Source organism: Legionella quinlivanii (assembly GCF_003265995.1).
Taxonomy (GTDB): domain Bacteria; phylum Pseudomonadota; class Gammaproteobacteria; order Legionellales; family Legionellaceae; genus Legionella_C; species Legionella_C quinlivanii_A.
On sequence record NZ_MVJN01000007.1, the window covers coordinates 174,711 to 194,391 of the forward strand.

Sequence of the window (19,681 nt, forward strand, 5' to 3'; positions counted from 1 at the left end):
ATCATTATATATTGCGTTAAGATGCTAGATGGATGATCGAAAATTTTAGGGACAGAAATGAAAACAAAAATGGAAAAAAAGGACATACAAAGGAACCCTGACAGGCTTGCAAAGAAATTAATACCCTTCATTTCGCATAACTTAGACAGCATTTTACTTGAAGCTAAAAAGGAATATCTGGCAAAGGGAAAATTAAAAGATAGAGAAAAGGATTTTGATAATGCGGTTGCTGAGGCCGCAGTTTTCAATGATATGAGTTCTTATCTTGAAAACTTTTATAAATTCATTGGCACAGGATCCTGGGAGAAAAACTCTGCAAATACCCGTTTGCTTATTGCTGCCATTCGCTGTTACATGGCAAAAAATGATGAATACCAGGATGTAAGTAATGATGATTTGCGAGACCATGTTCTTGTTCCCTTAAGGAAGGGCTTAAATGAGTATATTGAAAGTGCAACGGAGATAAAAAAAGCGGCCGAGCAAAAAGCGTCTGCAGCACGAAAAGAACTCGAGAAAAAGAAAGAGATCACTTCTTCGCAAGTACCCGATGTGATGGTATTTTGGGATACAGCTAAGAAGACTGATGAGGTTCTGATTAAAGCACGGGAATATCAATTAAAAAATCCTCTACATCATATCTTTTTAATTAAACCGGACCCTACCTGGCAACTATTCTGGATGGACCTGCAGGGCTCTCTGAATTTCTTACCAATCACCAAAGATTTTTCCGATATTTTAAATAGTTTAAAAGGAAAAGTGCCTGAGCGCGGAGATGCTTACAATAAAATAAACATGTGTTGCAAACAAAGCCTGGATGACAGTATTAACATTTACCTGTTTAAAGAGCAGGGTGAGGCAAAGGAGTTTGCCAGTAAGCATCCTGATAAACATAGTTTCTGTTTAAAACGTCTGGCACAGGCCACACCTGCTAAAAACTATACCCTGGGTATTCAATCAGCTGATTTGAAGCCTGAGTATCGTTGTCTCTATCTGAAGAAAGCTGAAAATGACACGATTCACTATACGGTCAGTAGAAAAAACAGTGAATGCTGTCTGATTCTGCAATCATCAAGACCGACTCCTGAAGACTCAGCGTATGAAAACTTAAATTTCGCCTACATTTTGACAGCGGATAACCGGTTGTTTTATTTGCAGCGCCAGCAGGATGGCAGGCTTGAAATAAAACGATTGGAATTTATAAAAAATGGACTGGAAAGATTAAAGAGCGAACTTGTAATAAAAGGGAACGCTCTTGAGCGCATTAACCTGGAGCCTAAAGAAAAAAGCCGTGTACTTCTTGATGAGCTGCGTCGATCTGAGAAAGATATCCTGGAGTCAGTGACCAATTTTATTCCTGAAGTGCCTATGATGAAAGCGGTTATTACCAGGAAAGATTTTAATTCAGACAGCAACTGGGAATTATTATGCACGGCATTGGAACAGGACAATTTACCTGAAGATCCACAGAAGGAAATTTTAAATAATTTGCTGGAATTTACGGCTGTTAAGAAAAGACATACGGTGCTGATTCCTGCCAAGTGGCAGCTCAGCTCTTATGATAACCAGGGACACGCCAGCTATCGGGCATTGACTAATGAAATGCTGAGAGAAATTACAGGACCCAGAGTGGCCGAAATTCCTCCAATGAATACTTCCAAATTTTATCATTTGAAAATGGCAGTGAACCGGTTGGTTCAGGAACAGCTGGAGAAAATTAATTTACAGATTAATCCAGATCTTACCGATACAAAAAATTTATCGACCACCTATGTTTTTCATAATGGTATTCCATTGTACTTATTTCCAGATGAGGCCTCGGTAACGGAGCAATTTTTACAAAGACTTCATACCGCCTGCATCATTACTGGCTCAGGAAAACTGCTGTATCATCGTCGGGGTGAGTCTTTACAAGAGTATCCTGCGGCTTCAACCCTGATTGAATCATTAAATCCCGGTGCTTCAAGCACATTTAAAAAAGGCTTGCTAATCGCTAAGTTATCCAGCAATCAACTGCAAACCATTGGGAATATTATTGGTAAAAAACTGACTTCTGAGGCTGCAATTGACTGGTACGATACATTGGCATTAGAACCGCATAGTGTTCCTTTGGCACAACATCCTCTCCTGGAAGATTGTTTAAAAAAAGAGAGTGATTCAAGCGCCTCCGATCCTCAGAAAATTAAAGTGTTTTTGCAAGCAGTCAAGATTCGTCGTTTAGTTGAAGCGAGTAAAAGCAAAACTGTGCAATCAATACTGGAAAATCAAATTCGCAATCTAAGGCATTCGCCTGAAGCATTGAAGGGTGTAGTGAGTTCAACGGTTGAATCAGCGGTTGTCGATAGCAAGGCAGACAAGTCACGCAAAGTTGCCAATGCCGCTAAAACCAGTTCTTGTAAATTAATGGATCAATTTATCGGAGAAGAAAATAGTATTTACACGGAGTTTCCAATTTGTTCTTTCGTTTTATCGAAAACAGATTGGAAGTTATTTTACTTCGATACTTTCAACCGTTGTTTTCCTGTGGACTGGTCGACTTATCCCGATATCAAAGAGATTATTGAATCCTGGCAAACAAGTGATCATGTGGTTACAAAGGAAGAGCAGGATAATTTTGAACTGCTTTTAGCGAAAGTATCTGTCAAAAAGGCTTTAAAGCGAGAAGACTATTTGGAGGTTGAAAAATGGTTTTTAAACAAGTCAAAACAAGCTGGAACTTCCGCTGAAATCAAGCAGGAAGCCGCAGTTCCTGATGAGGTTTCTCAGAACGATGAAGCAGCAACATTGGCTCGACCGCCATCCCTTCCCAAAAAGCTGGATCCGGCAAGAGTTTCCAAGATTAACTTCGGCTTGTTTAAAAAAGAACAGGCTGCAAGTTCAGAAATATCTGAGCAATCTCTTGAGCCCAATGAGGTTATAACCGTTTCTATAGAATCCTCTAAATCAGATGAAGCAATAAAATTAGCTCCACCGCCACCTCCGCCACCACCTCCAGAAAAGCTGAAGCCGGCAAGAGTATCCCAGTTTAATTTTCTATTATCTAAAGGCGAGAAAGCTCCTGGTTCAGAGGACGAAAATGCTGACAATAACTCAAAAATAGAGAGAACCTGTTAGGCTCATTCCTCCCTCTGTCTGCCTCGGGCTTATGTCCGGGGCACTAGATTGCTGGCAAAGCCAGGTATATTTAATATCCTGAGGTAATCGGGTAGCGCCAGTCTCGGCCAAACGAGCGAATGCTCACTTTGACTCCTGGTGCTGCCTGTCGTCTTTTGTACTCATTTCTTTTGATAAGACGAATCACTCTGCGTACATCCGCTTCTGGATAACCTTGTTGTATCAGATCGGCAGCCGACAAATTATTCTCCATATAGCCCTGAATGATTCCATCCAGGGTGGGATAATCAGGCAAGCTGTCCTGATCAGTCTGATTGGGCGCTAGCTCCGCTGATGGCGCTCTTTCCAGAACACGCTGAGGTATTACCGGAGAAATACTGTTGCGGTAACGTGCCAAATCATAGACTTGAGTTTTTAATACATCTTTCAAAACTGAAAATCCACCTGCCATGTCGCCATAAAGTGTGGCATAACCCACGGCGCTTTCGCTTTTATTGCTGGTGGTTAATACCATATTGCCGGTTTTATTAGATAAAGCCATTAACAGAACGCCCCGAATTCTTGCCTGAATGTTTTCTTCTGTCGTGTCTTTCGGCTTATTAGCAAACAAGGGGTCTAGCGTTTGCAGGAAGCTGTTAAATACAGGTTCAATGGAAAGTGTTTCACCTTTGACCTTCATAGCCTGCAATTGAATTAAGGCATCCTGATTACTCATGTCTGCCGTGTAACGAGAAGGCATCAGAATTGCTGTGACCCGGTCAGCGCCTAATGCGTCTACAGCAATAGCCAGCGTCAGTGCGGAATCGATTCCGCCAGAAAGACCAAGCAAAACACCGGGGAAACCATTTTTTTCAATATAGTCCTTTGTGCCCAGTTTTAAAGCATTATAAATTTGCTCTTCTTTCGCTTGCAGCGGGTTAAGTTCACCTTTAATTTGTTGCTTTGAAAACTCAACGGTACTTACTGTTTCGAGAAAGGCGGGAAGACGGACGCAGGTAGAGCCATCCGTACCCATCACAAGGGATTGACCATCAAAAACAAGTTCATCCTGGCCGCCGACCAGATTCACATAGAAAATGGGAAAGCCATGCTGAACATGGCTGCTCAATAACTTTTCACGCTTTTCCTGCTTGGTATAATCAAAAGGGGAGGCATTAATGCACAGAAGCGCATCAATTTCGCTATTAACTAATTGTTCAACCGGGCCTGGCTGCCATAAATCTTCACAAATACATAAACCGAACCGGTAATCTCTGATTTCAAAAAGACAGCGCTGAGATGGGCCTGCTTTGAAATAGCGCTTTTCATCGAATACGCCGTAATTAGGTAATATTTGTTTATGATAAAGCGCTTTTTGTTTGCCCTGATAAAAAACCCCTGCGGAATTGTAGCAATAGTTATCGATTAGACTGGGAAAACCGAGAATCACATGGCAGTCAGTTACCTGCTTTGAAATTTCACTGACCGCCTGATTAATTTCCTCGAGAAAGGCGGGCCTCAAGAGTAAATCTTCCGGGGGATAGCCTGTCAGGCACAATTCAGGAAAAAGAATCAGATCATGACTGTCCTGATACTTCTCAATAATAGCTATTATTTTTTTTGCATTAGCGGCGATAGAACCCACCGTTGGATTAATTTGCGCCATCAGTATTGTTATGGAATTGTTCATTGATGTACATATTAAATAAGTTAATGGGATAGATATTCAGCTGTGAATCTATTTGCTATAATTTAACGTTTACTCCTAAGTATACCCAATTATGCTGAAAGATGCTTTATCACGGATGGCTGAAATTTTTTCTCCTGCCGTGCTAATGCAAGGCGAAGAATATCAGCAAAAAAATTATGTTCTGAATATTCGGCTCAGCGATGGTTTGCTAAAAGCCCGGGTTAAAGGAAAAAGCGGTCAGATTTATGATGTGTATGCTGATTTAAAGGCCTGGCCCCATAAGCCTGCTCGTTGCAATTGTGCACAAGCCAACAATTGCAAACATGCTGCTGCCAGCTTTTTTGCCTTGCAAATTAAAGAAAATCTGAAAATTTTGGCGCCCCAGGTCAATGGACAGAAAGAACAATCACTTTCCAGTTGGCTTCAAACTATCAGAGCACAGGAGGTTGATAGTAAGCCTCGCTCATACACCCATGACATTTTGTATCTTCTTGAGATACAAAAAAAGCAATGGGATCATCGTGTTTTAATCCATCTGGCTTTAGCCAAACGCCTGAAACGACATGGAACCTATGGTAAATTCACTGTATTTAACAGTTTTACCCAAAGCAAAAAACAATATTGCAGGGCAGAGGATGAAAATATCATCAATACTTTGCTGTCGAAATCCACCATTGCAGGCTCATTTGACAAACTTTCGCTGCGAAATAGCGAACTCCTTGAGCAGATCCTGCGGACTAACCGCGCCTATCTCTTTCAGGAGTCTCTCGCCCAGTCCTTGAGTCTTGGTGAGCCGCGGGAACTGGTTTTGCGTTGGCATTTAAATCAACAGGGACAGCAGCATCTTGTAATGGAGGACAAAAACGCTCATTTGTTATCCCCATTGCTGCTCGACAAGCCCTGGTATTTTTTGAATGCAGAAGCCGAGCTGGGTGTCTTACATACTCCCTATCAACCAAGCCAGCTAAAAACTATTCTTGAGATTGGGCCGCTTGCCATGGATGAAGTCGACAGGATAGATGAAATAAGACATCAGTTTACTCCCATGCTGCCAGCCCCCCTTGCTTTTGCTGAACGTATTCAGAGAAAAGGCACACCCAAACCTGTCATCCAGTTTGATGCGCTTCCATTAGATATGCCGCGAAGCACGGACTCAACGAGTTTATCAGAGGAGGATTCGCATTTTCTGTTTATCAGGGAAATCTTCTTTGAATACGACAATGCGCTCAGGGTTCATGGCAGTGCGACCAATACCAGTTTAATCTATGAGGATTCCGGCAAGCTGATAGATCTTTCAAGAAATCTGTTGCAGGAAAAACAATATACTCAGGAAATCAGTCAGATATTGCCCACTCGTCATGCGAGCGTTTGGGAAAAATTAAATTGCGAGCAGGCGCTTGAAATCAGCAATATTTTAGTTCATTTCCAGTCAGAGCAAGATTTAGGACGTTTGTTCACCCAGGTGATTCCCCTGTTAAAGTCAAAAGGCTGGACAGTAGAGTTCAGGCATTTTGTTTATGAGGAACTGGTTTCAGCTGATGATGTCGAATGGTATTCGGAATTACAGGAATCAGGAGAAGATTTTTTTTCCTACCAGTTGGGTATTCTGGTTGAAGGCAAGTCAGTTAATATTGTGCCCCTGGTTGTCGAATTAATTTCCGGCTTAAATCTCAGTGAACTTGAGAACATCCCGGATGAGCGTCTGATAAGACTCCCTCTGGCCCAAGGAAAGAAACTTCAGTTGCCAATGGGAAGAATTAAGCCGCTTATTCGCTTTATTATGCAATATGGTTCCCGATTTATAGACAACCAGAATCAGTTACAGATAAAACGCTACCAGCTGATTCTGATGCAGGAAACAGAGCTGGCGCTGGCTGCCACAGCATTGCGCTGGAAGGGGGGAGAGCAGCTTCGTTCCCAGCTGACTCAGTTACTGGGTCAGCAATCGATTCCTGAAATATCACCTCCTAAAGGCTTGAATGCCCAGCTTCGGGACTATCAGGCAGAAGGCTTAGGCTGGCTGCAGTTTTTGCGGGAATCCCGATTTGGCGGGATTTTGGCTGATGATATGGGGCTTGGTAAAACAGTGCAGACTCTGGCTCATTTGCAGCTGGAGAAAGAACAGGGACGGTTGCAGCACGCCAGTCTGATCGTGGCGCCAACCAGTCTTATGGGCAACTGGGAAGCAGAAGCCAAACGGTTTACCCCGGAACTTAAAGTTCTGGTGTTTCATGGATCCAACCGACATCAGGACGAGTTTGATCAATACGATGTCATCGTTTCCACTTACGGTTTAATTCAACGGGATAAAGCACGTTTCGTCAATTATCCTTTTTATTATCTGATTCTTGATGAAGCTCAATTTATCAAGAACGCTAAAACCAAGACGACTCAGATTATTCAGCAAATTCAAGCCCGGCATAGACTCTGTTTATCCGGTACTCCACTGGAGAATCATTTGGGCGAATTATGGTCGCTGTTTCATTTTCTGATGCCAGGATTATTGGGGGATGCTCGTCAGTTTCGTCGATTTTTTAAAATTCCTATTGAAAAGAATGCGGATCAGGAGCGGAGAATCTTGCTGGCTAATCGTGTACAGCCCTTCATGCTGCGCCGCAGTAAAAATCAGGTTGCTCGTGAATTACCTGATAAAACTGAAGTAGTACAGTTAATTGAACTGGCAGATGCTCAGCGGGATTTATATGAGGCCATTCGTATTACTATGGAGCAGAAAGTCAGAGAAGCTATTGCTCGTCAGGGAATGGGAAAAAGCCATATCGTATTGCTGGATGCTTTATTGAAACTGCGTCAGGTTTGCTGTGATCCGCGCTTGTTATCGATTCCTGAGGCAAAAATTGCGCATGGAACTTCAGCCAAACTGGATGTTCTGATGGATTTGGTGGTTAATCTTATTGAGGAAGGGCGACGTATTTTAATTTTTTCCCAATTCACATCAATGCTTGAGTTAATTGAGGAAAGGCTCAAAGCCAATCAACTTCAGTATTTGAAATTAACCGGACAAACGGTCAATCGTCATCAATTGGTTAATACATTTCAGGAAGGTAACATTCCCTTGTTTCTCATTAGTTTGAAGGCGGGAGGAACCGGTTTAAATCTGACGCGCGCGGATACGGTTATCCACTATGATCCCTGGTGGAATCCGGCAGCTGAGGAGCAGGCTACCGATCGAAGTCATCGTATAGGTCAGAAAAATCCGGTTTTCGTCTACAAGCTGATTTCTGCTGGCACAGTTGAGGAAGTGATTTTGGCCATGCAGGAAAAGAAAAAGCAGCTGATTGAAGGGGTTTTAGGAGAGCAAACAGGTTCTCTACAGCATCTTACCGTAAACGATATTGAGCAGTTTTTTGCCCCTTTGGCGGAATAGTGAATCGTTTGCAAATTGATTTTTCAAACAATAATTGAAAACTGACAAATCATGGCCTATGCTTTTTATGTCAGAACCTAAGGAGAAATCCCAAATGAAACAATGGAAAGTGTTGCTTACCTCTGCCTTATTAACCCTGCTTGCTCCTCTTGCCTTTGCCGGTGCAACTCCAGCGGGAACATGGACCACTATCGATGATGCGACAGGCCAAAAAAGAGCGGTTGTGCGGATTAATGTTTCTGGTGGAACATTAAGCGGCACCATAGTGAAAGTTTATCCACAAGCTGGTGATACTGGTATTTGCTCAAAATGCCCAGGTGGATTTAAAGGAAAACCCATTAAAGGTTTGACCTTTGTATGGGGCTTAAAAGATCAGGGTAATGGTGAGTGGAGTGGCGGTTCGATTCTTGATCCCAAATCTGGAAAAGTATATCGTGCCAAAATGACATTACAAGGCAATAAACTCTATGTTCGTGGTTATGTAGGGGTTTCTGCTTTGGGACGCACTCAGGTTTGGGTCAGATAACCTGAACTTTTTTGCATAAAAGGCACACAATTGTGTGCCTTTTTTTATTTTGGGGATTACAATAGGGATTTTTTATTATCAGGTTTTGATATGCTTGAGGCAAAATCTCGCAAAAATACTCCTCCTGTCGATACCTTGAAGAGGCCGCCACACTCAGCAGAGGCTGAGCAGTCTATTATTGGTGGGCTGATGCTTGATAATCAGGCCTGGGATAAGGTCAGTACCAAATTATGTGAAGAAGATTTCTACCGTTCCGAACATCGAATTTTATTTCGCAGCATTGTTGAACTCTCCAAACGCGAACAGCCTTTTGATGTAGTTACCTTGCTCGATAATTTAAAATCCCGAAATGAACTGGATAATGCAGGCGGTGAAACCTATCTTTTTGAATTAGCCAACAATACGCCCAGCGTGGCCAATATCTCTGCCTATGCTGATATTGTCAGAGAGAAGTCAGTTCAAAGACAATTGATTAATATCGCGGGTGAAATAGCGGACTCTGCATACAATCCCGTTGGTCGTGAAGTCAGTGAACTTCTGGATCTGGCTGAGACCAGGGTGTTCGCTATTGCTGAGCAGACAGGGGGCAATGGCGGACCAGAGAGCATTAAAACGATCATTACCAAAGCGATTGAAAAAATTGATGCGCTTTATCACAATGGCGATGCAATCACCGGGATGGCAACTGGTTTGAGTGATCTGGATGAAATGACATCCGGTCTTCAGCCCTCTGATCTGATCATTGTTGCGGGACGCCCTTCCATGGGTAAAACCACTCTGGTTATGAATATGGCTGAAAATATCGCAATCCAGGGAAAGAAAAATGTTCTGGTGTTTTCAATGGAAATGCCCTCGGATTCACTGGCTATGAGGATGATGTCCTCGCTTGGCCGAATTGATCAGCATCGAATCCGGACCGGAAAACTGGAAGAGGATGATTGGCCGCGAGTGACCTCCGCAGTTCACTTACTATCTGAAGCCCCCTTATTTATCGATGATACGGCGGCGCTTAGCCCTTCCGAAATGAGAGCGAGAGCAAGACGCCTGGCAAAAGAGCATGGCCAGCTTGGATTAATTGTTGTGGATTATCTTCAGTTGATGAAAGTGCCAGGATTCAAGGCGGAAAACAGAACAGCAGAAATTTCAGAAATTTCGCGAAGCTTAAAAGCGCTGGCAAAAGAATTGAATGTGCCGGTTATTGCTTTATCCCAGTTAAACCGAAGCCTTGAGCAGCGTCAGGATAAACGTCCGGTTATGTCTGACTTGCGGGAGTCGGGTGCGATTGAGCAGGACGCGGACTTAATCTGTTTCATTTATCGGGATGAAGTTTACAACGAAGACAGCCCGGATAAAGGAACGGCCGAAATTATTATCGCCAAGCAAAGAAACGGTCCAATTGGTAAGGTGAGAGTAGCCTTTCTTGGTAAATACACTCGCTTTGAAGATCTGGCGTATACCGGTTATCAGGGGATGGACTAGTGACAAGGCCGACAAAAGTACAAATTGATGCGACAGCCCTGCTGCATAATGTACAGCAAGTCAAACGCCATGCTCCCGGCAGACAAATTATCGCAATGGTGAAAGCGAATGCCTATGGTTGCGGGCTGCCATCGGTCATTCCTGTGCTTGAGGGCCATGTGGATGGTTTTGGAGTGGCTTGCATTGAAGAAGCTTTAGCGATTAAGGCGCTAGGTGCCTGTACCGATTGTATTTTATTTCAGGGTTTTTTTAATCAGGATGAGCTGGCGCTGGTGGTTGAGCATAATTTGCAGGTGGTTATACACCAGCCTTATCAGTTGGAATGGCTGCTGGCTCAGGCGCTGCCCAAACCAGTGCGTGTATGGGTAAAAGTCAATACCGGAATGCATCGTCTGGGTTTTGCAATGGGCGATGTGTATGGCGTATTAAATGCTTTGCACGCCTGCCCCTGGGTTGATCGACAAATTGGTCTTATAACCCATCTTGCCTGTGCCGATGAGTTAAATAATCCGGCGAACCAGGAGCAATTAGGGCGATTTTTTGATTTGCGTTTGCCTGAATTTCCACTGGTAAAAAGCATTGGCAATTCAGCAGCGATTCTCTCTATACCTGATAGTCACGCAGAGGTCGTGCGGCCAGGCATCATGCTTTACGGTATTTCTCCGTTCAAACATTCCTCGGGGCAGGAGTTGGGGCTGATACCGGTGATGCGTTTCCTGTCTTCCCTCACCGCGGTCCAGCATTACCCAGCAGGCGTGCGGGTAGGCTATGGCGGGGAGTGGGAAACTGCAAAGCCTTCTGTGATCGGTGTGGTGGCCGTCGGTTACGGGGATGGATATCCTCGCCACATTGCCGCTAACACTCCGGTTTGGATCAATGGTTATCAGGCACCGATCGTTGGACGTGTATCGATGGATATGTTGACGGTTGATTTAACTCATGTACCAGAGGCCGCCGTTGGTGACGCTGTGGAATTATGGGGGATCCATATTCCGGTTGAAACCATTGCCGATGCAGCCGGAACTATTCCCTATGAGCTAATTTGCCAGCTTTCGCCGCGGGTGCGAAGGGATAAGCTGTAACAAATCGGAAACAAATAGACCTATGGACGAATCTAGGGTAAAATGGCCATCGTTTTTACAACCTATCAAAGGTGAATACATGAAAAAAATTATGTTAGCCTCATTATCTTTATCTGTCCTGCTTTCAGGCTGTGCTCAAGTCACAAATGAAGGTGTAGGCACAGTGACCGGCGGTGTAGTGGGCGGACTGATCGGCAGCCAGTTTGGCGGTGGTTCAGGTAAGGTCGCAGCAGCTGCAGGCGGTGCTTTGTTAGGTGCTTATTTGGGCGGGAATATTGGCCGTACTATGGATAGGCTTGATCGTCTGGAAATGCAACGTGCTCTGGAAAGTTCTCCGAGCGGAAAAGCAGTGGTATGGCGTAATCCTGACAGCGGTAACACTTACACCGTTACCCCGCAGAAAACCTATTACACGAACTCACAACCTTGTCGTGAATATACAACCCGCGCTTTAATTGGCGGCAAAACTCAGGAAATTTACGGCAGAGCATGCCGTCAAGCCGATGGTTCATGGCGAGTGGTTAGCTAATCCAAAATTGCTTCTGTTTAAGGGTAGCTTTATTGCAAGCCAATCAGGCTGCCCTAATCTAAAGTTTCACTAATTTAAAAAAAACCATAATTTCCTGTGCTATATTTGAACATATGCCCCCTTAACAAGGTTCTGCAGGGAGTTTGCTATGGCTCATCTTATATACTCGGCTTTGCCGCATCCGAGACGAGAAATTATATTTATTAAACCGGATTTAACGGTGACACAGTGCGTGGACATGATGACCACAGGGGATATTGGTGCTTTGGTGGTTCGCGATGATCAAAGCCTGTTGGGTCTGGTGAGTGAGCGCGATATTATCCGCGAATGCCTGTTTAGAAATTTGCCTCCTGATAAAACGCCTGCGATTGATGTCGCCTGGAAAAACGTGAGTATCCTTACTGTTAATGATCCGATCGAAAAAGCGATGGAAGTGATCACAGAAACCAAGCGAAGGCATGTGTTAATCACCGAAAATGGTGAACTAACCGCTATTTTGTCAATTGGTGATTTGCTATTTCACTTGCTCGAAGATAAAGCAAGAACTATTGAGCACCTGGAAAATTATATTCATACGTATTAATTGAAACTCAAACTTCTCTCCATTACACTTTTAAGGCACTGTTAATACAGTAACCTTTAATTGATAATGGAAGAGCCAATGCCTAAGCACTGTCAGTGGATACTCAGCTTCATCTTCTCCTTTTTTATTACACTTGCATGGGCCAAAGATAGCGATAGCCAGTGGTACGAACTGGATGCGAATAATAAGGTGACAATCAAGGTCGACCTCTTTTTGTCTTCCACCTGTCCTCACTGTCAGAAAGAAGATGCCTACTTCAAATCAATTGAGCCCCAAAACAAATGGTTGAAGGTGGAGCGACATTATATTGATCGGGACAAAGCATCCCTTGAGCTTTTCAATCAATACCTTAGTCAGCAAGATTCAACTGACTTTTCCGTACCAGCGGTTTTCTTCTGTAATTCAAAATGGGTTGGATTTAACGAAGCGGCTAACAGCGGAAAAGCGATTATGCAGGGTTTGGAGCTTTGCCGACAACAGATTGAAAAGCGGGGCCAGCTGACTAAAAACACCTCTTCGATTCTGGGTACTATGGCGACCACCAGTATGATGGAAGCCAGTATCGAACAGGGAGCATCGTCTTCACCCCGCATATTGATTCCCTTAATGGCTGCAATCGATGCCTTAAATCCCTGTGCCTCTATTCTGGTGATGCTATTGTTTGCATTCCTGGTAGCAAGTAAAGATACCTATCAGAGATTAACAATTGCCGGATTATTTTTATTGACTGCCGGAGTGGTGCATTTTATTCAGCAAAGCCATATCCTCCATTTTTATAGCCTGTTGCCCTGGTTAAGGATTCCCGTGATATTAGTGGGTGGAGCATTAATCGGGTTTGCGTATTATAAATATACGAATAAATCAATTGAAGCCGTGGCCTTGTTCGGGGTGGTATTTTTCACCGCTTTAGTGGCGCAAGTCTATCAACTGGGATGTTCTCCCAACATCGGTTTGATTTTTAAACAATGGCTCGGAGCACAAGGATACGATAGCATTAAGCAACAGTTACTGCTTGTTCTTTATAACTTCCTTTATCTGTTTTTCCTGGGGCTTTCCACAATTTTTATGTATGGAGTAACCCGCATGAAGCGTGCTTTGCGTTATGAGCAATTTATTAAATATTTTGCTTATTCCTTCTTATCGCTGGTCGGTATTACCCTGATTGTCTATCCTTATATCATAGCGAGTGCAGTTTATATGCTGGCTGCAGTAGTATTGGCAGTTATTGTGGCCCAAATCTTAAAATACTATAGAGTGCGCTAAATGGATGCTGAAGATGCAGGGCCTCCTCCTTATTTCCCCATTGCCTGGGATGTAGAAGAGGGGCAGACATATGAATGGTGTGGTTGCAAGGAAACAAAGACGCCACCATTTTGTGATAAAGGGGATTGTAAGGAAAGAGTGCTCTACCAGGCGCCGCTTACGGATACAGTGTACTTTTGTCATTGTAAAGAAACAAAAGATCCTCCATTTTGTGATGGTTCTCACGCCAGATTATTACGTGAATTTATAAAGAAAAGAAACAACCAGGAATAGCCGGCAGTTTTTATAAAGCGTTTGATATTTGCTGGAAAGCAAAAATTCACTTGATCTGCGCCTGGTGATTTGGGATTATCAGAAGATTTAATTTTCAGGTAGCGGTGGTATGAGTAAACTGAAGGATATTCCTGTTGTTATAGAGAGCGGCAAAAAATACAAAACCTCTCAAGGTATCGTCGCGATTAAAGACGGCATCAAATCGGCTGAAGAGGAAGCGCCCCGGTTACCTAAACCCAAATGGCTTCGGATTGTTAATAATACCAGTCCTGCCTACCATCAGGTAAAACAACAGGTTGAAAAACACCGTTTAGCGACTGTCTGCGAAGAAGCCAAATGTCCTAATATTGCGGAATGCTGGTCTCATGGAACGGCTACTATCATGCTCATGGGAGCTGTTTGTACCCGCGCCTGTCGTTTTTGTTCTGTGGATACGGGGAACCCGCGTGGCTGGCTTGATGCTCAGGAGCCTGAAAATTCGGCCAATACCGTCGCACTGATGAATCTGGATTATGTTGTTTTGACCTCTGTAGATCGTGACGATCTTCCTGATGGCGGAGCCAGACATTACGCGGACACTATCCGCGCCATTAAACAGCGTTGCCCCAGAACGAAGGTAGAAGCACTTACCCCTGATTTTCAGGGGGTCGAAGAGCATGTCGCCATACTACTGGACAGTGGTGTGGATGTGTTCGCGCAGAATGTTGAAACGGTAGAGCGCTTAACTCATCCGGTACGTGATATTCGTGCGGGCTACTGGCAGACTCTGGATGTGCTTGCTTTTGCAAAGCGCTATCGACCCGATGTGCTAACCAAAACCAGTCTCATGCTGGGTTTAGGGGAAACCGATGAGGAAATCATTCAAGCGATGGATGATTTACGGGCACAAAATGTCGATATCTTAACTTTGGGTCAATATCTGCAACCAACTAAAAACCATTTGCCTGTTATTCGATACGTTACTCCTGAAAAATTTTTAGAGTTTCGAGAAATTGGGCTGGCTAAAGGGTTTTTTGAAGTCGCCTCGGGTCCTATGGTTCGCTCCAGTTATCGCGCAGATCGCGTATTTAAAAAAGATAACCTGGGATTATAGATTTATCACAAGAAAGGGAATTCCATGTTCAGACGAGCAATTGTTCGCACTCCTGCCAAATCGATGGTTCAAGGTATTTCAAGCGCAGATTTAGGCCTTCCTGATTACCATCTGGCACTTCTTCAGCATCAGCAATATATCAATGCACTCGAAAACTGCGGTGTTGAAGTGCTGGTTTTGCCTCCTGAAGAGGGATTTCCTGATTCCTGCTTTGTGGAAGATCCTGCGTTATTAACCGAACGTATCGCTGTGTTGGCGAGGCCCGGAGCCGAGAGTCGGCAAGGGGAGGTTAGTCTTCTCGAAGAGAGTATCCGCCGCTTTTACGCTGCCAATATTGTTAAAATTCAGGCTCCGGGAACATTGGATGCCGGTGATGTGCTTAGAGTTGAAGATCATTTCTATATTGGATTATCGAAGCGGACCAATATGGAAGGGGCCAGGCAATTAATTACCCTCTTACACAATCATGGGTACACTGCTTCAGTCATACCCTTAACCGAGTTTTTACATCTGAAAACCGGGGTATCCTATCTGGGCAAGGGAAATTTATTAGTCAGTGGGGAGTTAATAAATCACCCGGAGTGGGAGTCTTTAAAGCAAATTATTATTGACCCCTCCGAGGCCTATGCCGCTAATTGCATTGTAGTGAACGACTATGTACTGATACCCAGCGGATTTTCAATGATTAATCTCCGCTTAAAAAGTCTTGGTTACAAGCTTGTGGAAATCGACTGCAGTGAATTCCGCAAGCTGGATGGTGGTTTGAGTTGCCTGTCTTTGAGATTTTGATTAAAAACAAAAAATCACAGCAATTCAATATTCCGCCGCTTTAAATTTCCCTGGATCAGATGCGCCAGGAACCACATGACTAATCCAAGAATAATGGCGGATATTCCAAAGCCGAGATAGTAGTTTTGATAAATGGGCAGTGAGTCGATTGCCAGGATATCCTTAGGCACTGCGACAAAACCTGCCAGTTTTCCTGCAATGGTATTTGACAGCGAACTGGCCAGATACCAGACGCCCATCGCAAATGCCAGATCCTTGCTGTCACAATAGAGTCCTATCATACTAAGTCCAATAGCGCTTACCCAAAGCTCTGCTAATGTGATAAGAACATAAGTCAAACCAATAAAATTACCATTTACAAGCCCATTAGAGGACACGCTACCTGCCAATGCCATAATTAACAGCGCGATTCCAGCAAGTATGGTTCCGCTGGCAAATTGATAGGGGATTGTAAATCGCGGAATGCGGCGGTAAAAACGCGGGAGCTGAGTGCCCAGCAAAATGATCAGCAGGGGATTAAGTATTTGATAATGAGCAGGCGATATTTTAAGGCCCAGCAGCTGAAGATCAGAGTTACTCTTGGCAAAAAGTACCAGCGTGCTGTTCATCTGATTGTAAATTACAAAAAATATGATTGCTTCTATAATCAGCAAAACGGCGACCATTTGTTTTATGCGCGCAGTAGATGACAATTTCAGGGTCTTGATTAAAAACCAGAGAATGCCTAAGCCGCAGCCGATACTAATCAGAATTATTGATAATTGAACATGCGAATAAGCAAAGAGGGTGAATAAATAGATACCCGCGATATAGGCTGCTAATCGTCCCGCCATTTTTCGGCTGAAGGGTTTGGCGTCCTGACCATAAATCACGTTATCATAGAGCCTGTACTTTTTAGCAAAATTCAATGCAGCAATCGATTTTCCAGCGAAAGCCAAAGTGAGTACCGACAAGGGCCCATAGCGGCTATCAAGCAGCGCAGGCGCAATCATCGTTGCCAGCAAGGCGCCGACATTGATTGCCATATAGTAATAGGTCATTGCCGATTTGGCCTTAATGGCATTATCGCTGTAAATATGAGAAACCATGCTTGAAGCAGTGCCCATTAATAGGGAATTAGTTACTGGTACAAGGGCATAAGCCATGATGAACAGCTTATCCCCATGTTCGTTGAGTGAGTATCCGCTGAGCATTACAAATAAATAGGCTAAAGCAAGTAAAAAACCACCTAATAAAATTGAGCGCCTGATCCCTAATACCTGATCCGCCATAAATCCGCCTAATATAGGCATCAGATAACCCGTAGCCTGCGATACACCGATAAAGGCATAAGCCTGGGCATGGCTGTATCCGAGACCATGCTCGAGAAAGGGTCGGGTGAGGAATAAAATCAGAATGGTATTTAAAGCATAGACAGCAAACTGGCTCCAGAAGGTAATGAGCACGATGTTATTGGTCTGTTGCTGGCGTGTATCTAAAATGGCGGAGTCACTCCTTGCAGCCTGAGAAAACACATTCACTCCTTGTGAAAACTTCATCCATAACTACATGCTAAAACCATAACACTCTTTGAGATTTGGGTATAGATAGATCTGAGTCTTCCTACCAATTAATTCATACCCTCTCTCCCCTACGTGCCTCGGCTTGTCCCTGAGGGCTCCCCTCGTTTTTTCATTCTAAAAATACGTAGCTTATCAGGTCAAAATGACTTTAAATAGTGTCGTTTCCGCGTAGGCGGAAATCCATCTTGCAAACAAAGTTAGGAATTACCTTGAGAAATAGATTCCCGCCTACGCGGGAACGACACGATAATAGACCTGTTTGGGCAATTGTTAAGTCATCCGCTGACTATATAAAAAATGAGGGATTCCTCAGGGCTTGTCCGAGGCATCCAGGAAATGCTTGAACTAGAGTCGGATTCGGAGGGCTATCGCATCTATTTAACCATGGAGTCCAGCCAAATTATTAAAGATCTTAGTTCTTGATTGAGAAGCTTGTGGATGCCTCGTACAAGGCGCGTAGCGGATTAAGGGTTCTAATTAATTTACTCCGTGTTGATTAAATGTTGGCTGTGTGTAAAAATGAGGCACAAAATAGTCTCTTACCCATTCCTTGAGAGATAAACAAGCGTTTCTATTTAGCGGAGAAATTAATGAGTTTATTTGATGCACAAACAATTGAAGAGTTGCAGATTATGCTGCAAGGTCTGGTTGATAAAACAGAACTCATCCAGAAAAATTCAGAAAATCAAACGCCTATTGTTTATTTTGCTTCAAGAAGGGAATGGGATAAAGTCCGAGCTTTGTTAGCCGTTGCCGCAATTAGCGCAGAGGACGCGAAGCTATTGGGACGTGAGGCAATTCTTGCAGCCCGAACCGGCAATATGGATTTGGCTATTAATCTTTTAAAAATTGACAATGTATCACGTTCAGAGCAGGAAAAAGGCTGGACTATTCTGCATTGTGCCGTTGCAGATGCGACTGATAGCGACGATCTGGAGGCACAGGCAGAAGCAATACAACAAATTCAAACACTTAATCAGCTGGGTGTTGTAGAACAAAACTGTAATCAGGCTACACTTCGTGAAAGCAGTCCTATTTTCCTCGCTGCAATGAGTCAAAAATGGTATCTGGTTGATGCATTATTGAATGAGTTCAATACTCCCAATGATCCTCAGCAATTGGCAGAAGTCATTATTCGTGCACGCACTGCGGGTCAGGTTGAACTGGCACACAAAATACTCAATACAGTACACCCAAAGACTCAATGGTTAATAAGCAATGAAGACGGCAGCAGAGAGATAAGTCTTTTACATTTGGCAATTCTTAGAAATAGACAAGAAGAAATCGCTAAGCTGGCGCAAGAAGCCAACTTGCGAGTTAGAACAGCCAGACAGGATGATGACGGAATGACTGCGTTACAGCTTGCCGTTCATTGTAAAGATTTGAGTACTGTAGAATTACTGACACAGCATAGCACTGATCCAGAAGACAGCTTTCAATACGGTATAGCAATGCTTTATGCTGCAGATAATGAAAAGTGGCAACTAGCTATCGATTTGGCACAAAAAGGAGCACAGCTCGCTTGGCATTTTGGACCAAAAGAAGATAAGCTTAACTCATTTCATATTGCCATTCTAAAAAAACAGGATGACTTTCTCACAGCGCTAATTGCAAATCAAATTAATAGAAGGGCGGACGATACCTGGGCATTACGACACAAATACCAGGGTCGTACCCCCATTGAACTGGCCATCCATTGTGATCGATGGGATTTATTGCCTTTATTTGCCAAAATTAAGCCAGCCAATCCCGAGGCCTGCGGTTATGTGGCGGCTTATGAAGCTGCAAAAGAGGCCAATCGATTAAAACCAGACGATCTGGAAGTTCTGCGTGAGGCAGCAAAAGTACCAAAAGAGTTAGCTCCTGAGCCTGAAAAGAAAGATAATCCATTAGGTGAAAAATCTGCCGATAGCAGCCAAGGCAAACAGGAAGAAGATGCACGTTTTGTTGAAGCATTCAAAAAGATTTATCAGGCTTTATATAAAGGCCAATCCTCATGGCTTAAATCTGCAAGCTTTCTTGAGCAGCACGCGACATTGACCCGTGAGTTGATTGAGCAGCACATCAGAGCAAAACCTAATTGTCGATCTAAAAAAGCGGCAGAGTTGGCTGAAACATACAAGGATGACATCAACAACATCAAATTGGTTCGAGAGCTACATCAATACTCTCTCGATCGTAGCGGATTTTTCAGCCGAACCAAGAATGGAGCTAAATTGAATTCTGACCAAGCGCAGGAAGCTATTGATAATGCGGATGAAAATTCAAGATTGGGTCAAATCAGAATTGCACTGCGTTAGTTGTTATTCTCATCACAAGGTTTTCCCGAAATAGCTG

14 protein-coding genes are annotated in these 19,681 nt (G+C 43.6%); 12 read left to right on the plus strand and 2 right to left on the minus strand.

What is annotated here, in order from left to right; genetic code table 11:
* The first annotated feature begins 57 nt into the window (after nt 1-57).
* Nucleotides 58-3,111 carry a hypothetical protein gene (locus tag B1207_RS10575; protein ID WP_112219938.1) on the plus strand — a complete coding sequence of 1,018 codons (3,054 nt, stop codon included), beginning with the start codon at nt 58-60 and terminating at the stop codon, nt 3,109-3,111.
* 70 nt (nt 3,112-3,181) lie between these two features.
* Here the strand turns inward: B1207_RS10575 and B1207_RS10580 are convergent, their stop codons facing one another.
* Nucleotides 3,182-4,780, minus strand: a complete 1,599-nt coding sequence (locus B1207_RS10580) for an NAD+ synthase (RefSeq protein ID WP_112219939.1) — start codon at nt 4,778-4,780, stop codon at nt 3,182-3,184.
* Between the two features lie 91 nt (nt 4,781-4,871).
* Here B1207_RS10580 and B1207_RS10585 point away from each other — a divergent pair, with 91 nt between their 5' ends.
* The 10 genes from B1207_RS10585 (at nt 4,872) to B1207_RS10630 (ending at nt 15,782) form a co-directional block, all read left to right on the plus strand.
* Nucleotides 4,872-8,165 (plus strand): DEAD/DEAH box helicase, encoded by a 3,294-nt coding sequence (locus tag B1207_RS10585; protein WP_112219940.1) that lies wholly within the window; start codon nt 4,872-4,874, stop codon nt 8,163-8,165.
* Nucleotides 8,166-8,259: 94 nt separating this feature from the next.
* A complete protein-coding gene (locus tag B1207_RS10590) occupies nt 8,260-8,691 on the plus strand; it encodes a DUF2147 domain-containing protein (protein ID WP_112219941.1) in 432 nt (143 codons plus the stop codon).
* Between the two features lie 90 nt (nt 8,692-8,781).
* Complete coding sequence (dnaB, locus tag B1207_RS10595) at nt 8,782-10,170, plus strand: replicative DNA helicase (RefSeq protein WP_112220012.1); 1,389 nt, start codon at nt 8,782-8,784, stop codon at nt 10,168-10,170.
* Nucleotides 10,170-11,252, plus strand: a complete 1,083-nt coding sequence (gene alr, locus B1207_RS10600) for an alanine racemase (protein WP_112219942.1) — start codon at nt 10,170-10,172, stop codon at nt 11,250-11,252. The genes dnaB and alr overlap by 1 nt, the downstream gene beginning before the upstream one ends.
* Nucleotides 11,253-11,331: 79 nt before the next feature.
* Nucleotides 11,332-11,781, plus strand: a complete 450-nt coding sequence (locus tag B1207_RS10605) for an RT0821/Lpp0805 family surface protein (RefSeq protein ID WP_112219943.1) — start codon at nt 11,332-11,334, stop codon at nt 11,779-11,781.
* A 148-nt stretch (nt 11,782-11,929) separates the two neighbouring features.
* Nucleotides 11,930-12,364 carry a CBS domain-containing protein gene (locus B1207_RS10610; protein WP_112219944.1) on the plus strand — a complete coding sequence of 145 codons (435 nt, stop codon included), beginning with the start codon at nt 11,930-11,932 and terminating at the stop codon, nt 12,362-12,364.
* Between the two features lie 78 nt (nt 12,365-12,442).
* Nucleotides 12,443-13,627 (plus strand): hypothetical protein, encoded by a 1,185-nt coding sequence (locus B1207_RS10615; RefSeq protein WP_112219945.1) that lies wholly within the window; start codon nt 12,443-12,445, stop codon nt 13,625-13,627.
* Nucleotides 13,628-13,900 (plus strand): CDGSH iron-sulfur domain-containing protein, encoded by a 273-nt coding sequence (locus B1207_RS10620; RefSeq protein ID WP_112219946.1) that lies wholly within the window; start codon nt 13,628-13,630, stop codon nt 13,898-13,900.
* A gap of 109 nt (nt 13,901-14,009) precedes the next feature.
* Complete coding sequence (gene lipA / locus B1207_RS10625) at nt 14,010-14,993, plus strand: lipoyl synthase (RefSeq protein WP_112219947.1); 984 nt, start codon at nt 14,010-14,012, stop codon at nt 14,991-14,993.
* A gap of 24 nt (nt 14,994-15,017) precedes the next feature.
* Nucleotides 15,018-15,782: a dimethylarginine dimethylaminohydrolase family protein gene (locus tag B1207_RS10630; RefSeq protein ID WP_112219948.1), complete on the plus strand. Its 765-nt coding sequence runs from the start codon at nt 15,018-15,020 to the stop codon at nt 15,780-15,782.
* Nucleotides 15,783-15,796: 14 nt separating this feature from the next.
* Here B1207_RS10630 and B1207_RS10635 read toward each other — a convergent pair whose 3' ends face one another.
* Nucleotides 15,797-17,320, minus strand: coding sequence for a peptide MFS transporter (locus tag B1207_RS10635; protein WP_112219949.1), 1,524 nt, complete (start codon nt 17,318-17,320; stop codon nt 15,797-15,799).
* 614 nt (nt 17,321-17,934) lie between these two features.
* Between B1207_RS10635 and B1207_RS10640 the strand changes: the two genes are divergently transcribed.
* Nucleotides 17,935-19,644: an ankyrin repeat domain-containing protein gene (locus B1207_RS10640; RefSeq protein WP_112219950.1), complete on the plus strand. Its 1,710-nt coding sequence runs from the start codon at nt 17,935-17,937 to the stop codon at nt 19,642-19,644.
* The last annotated feature ends 37 nt before the right edge of the window (nt 19,645-19,681 follow it).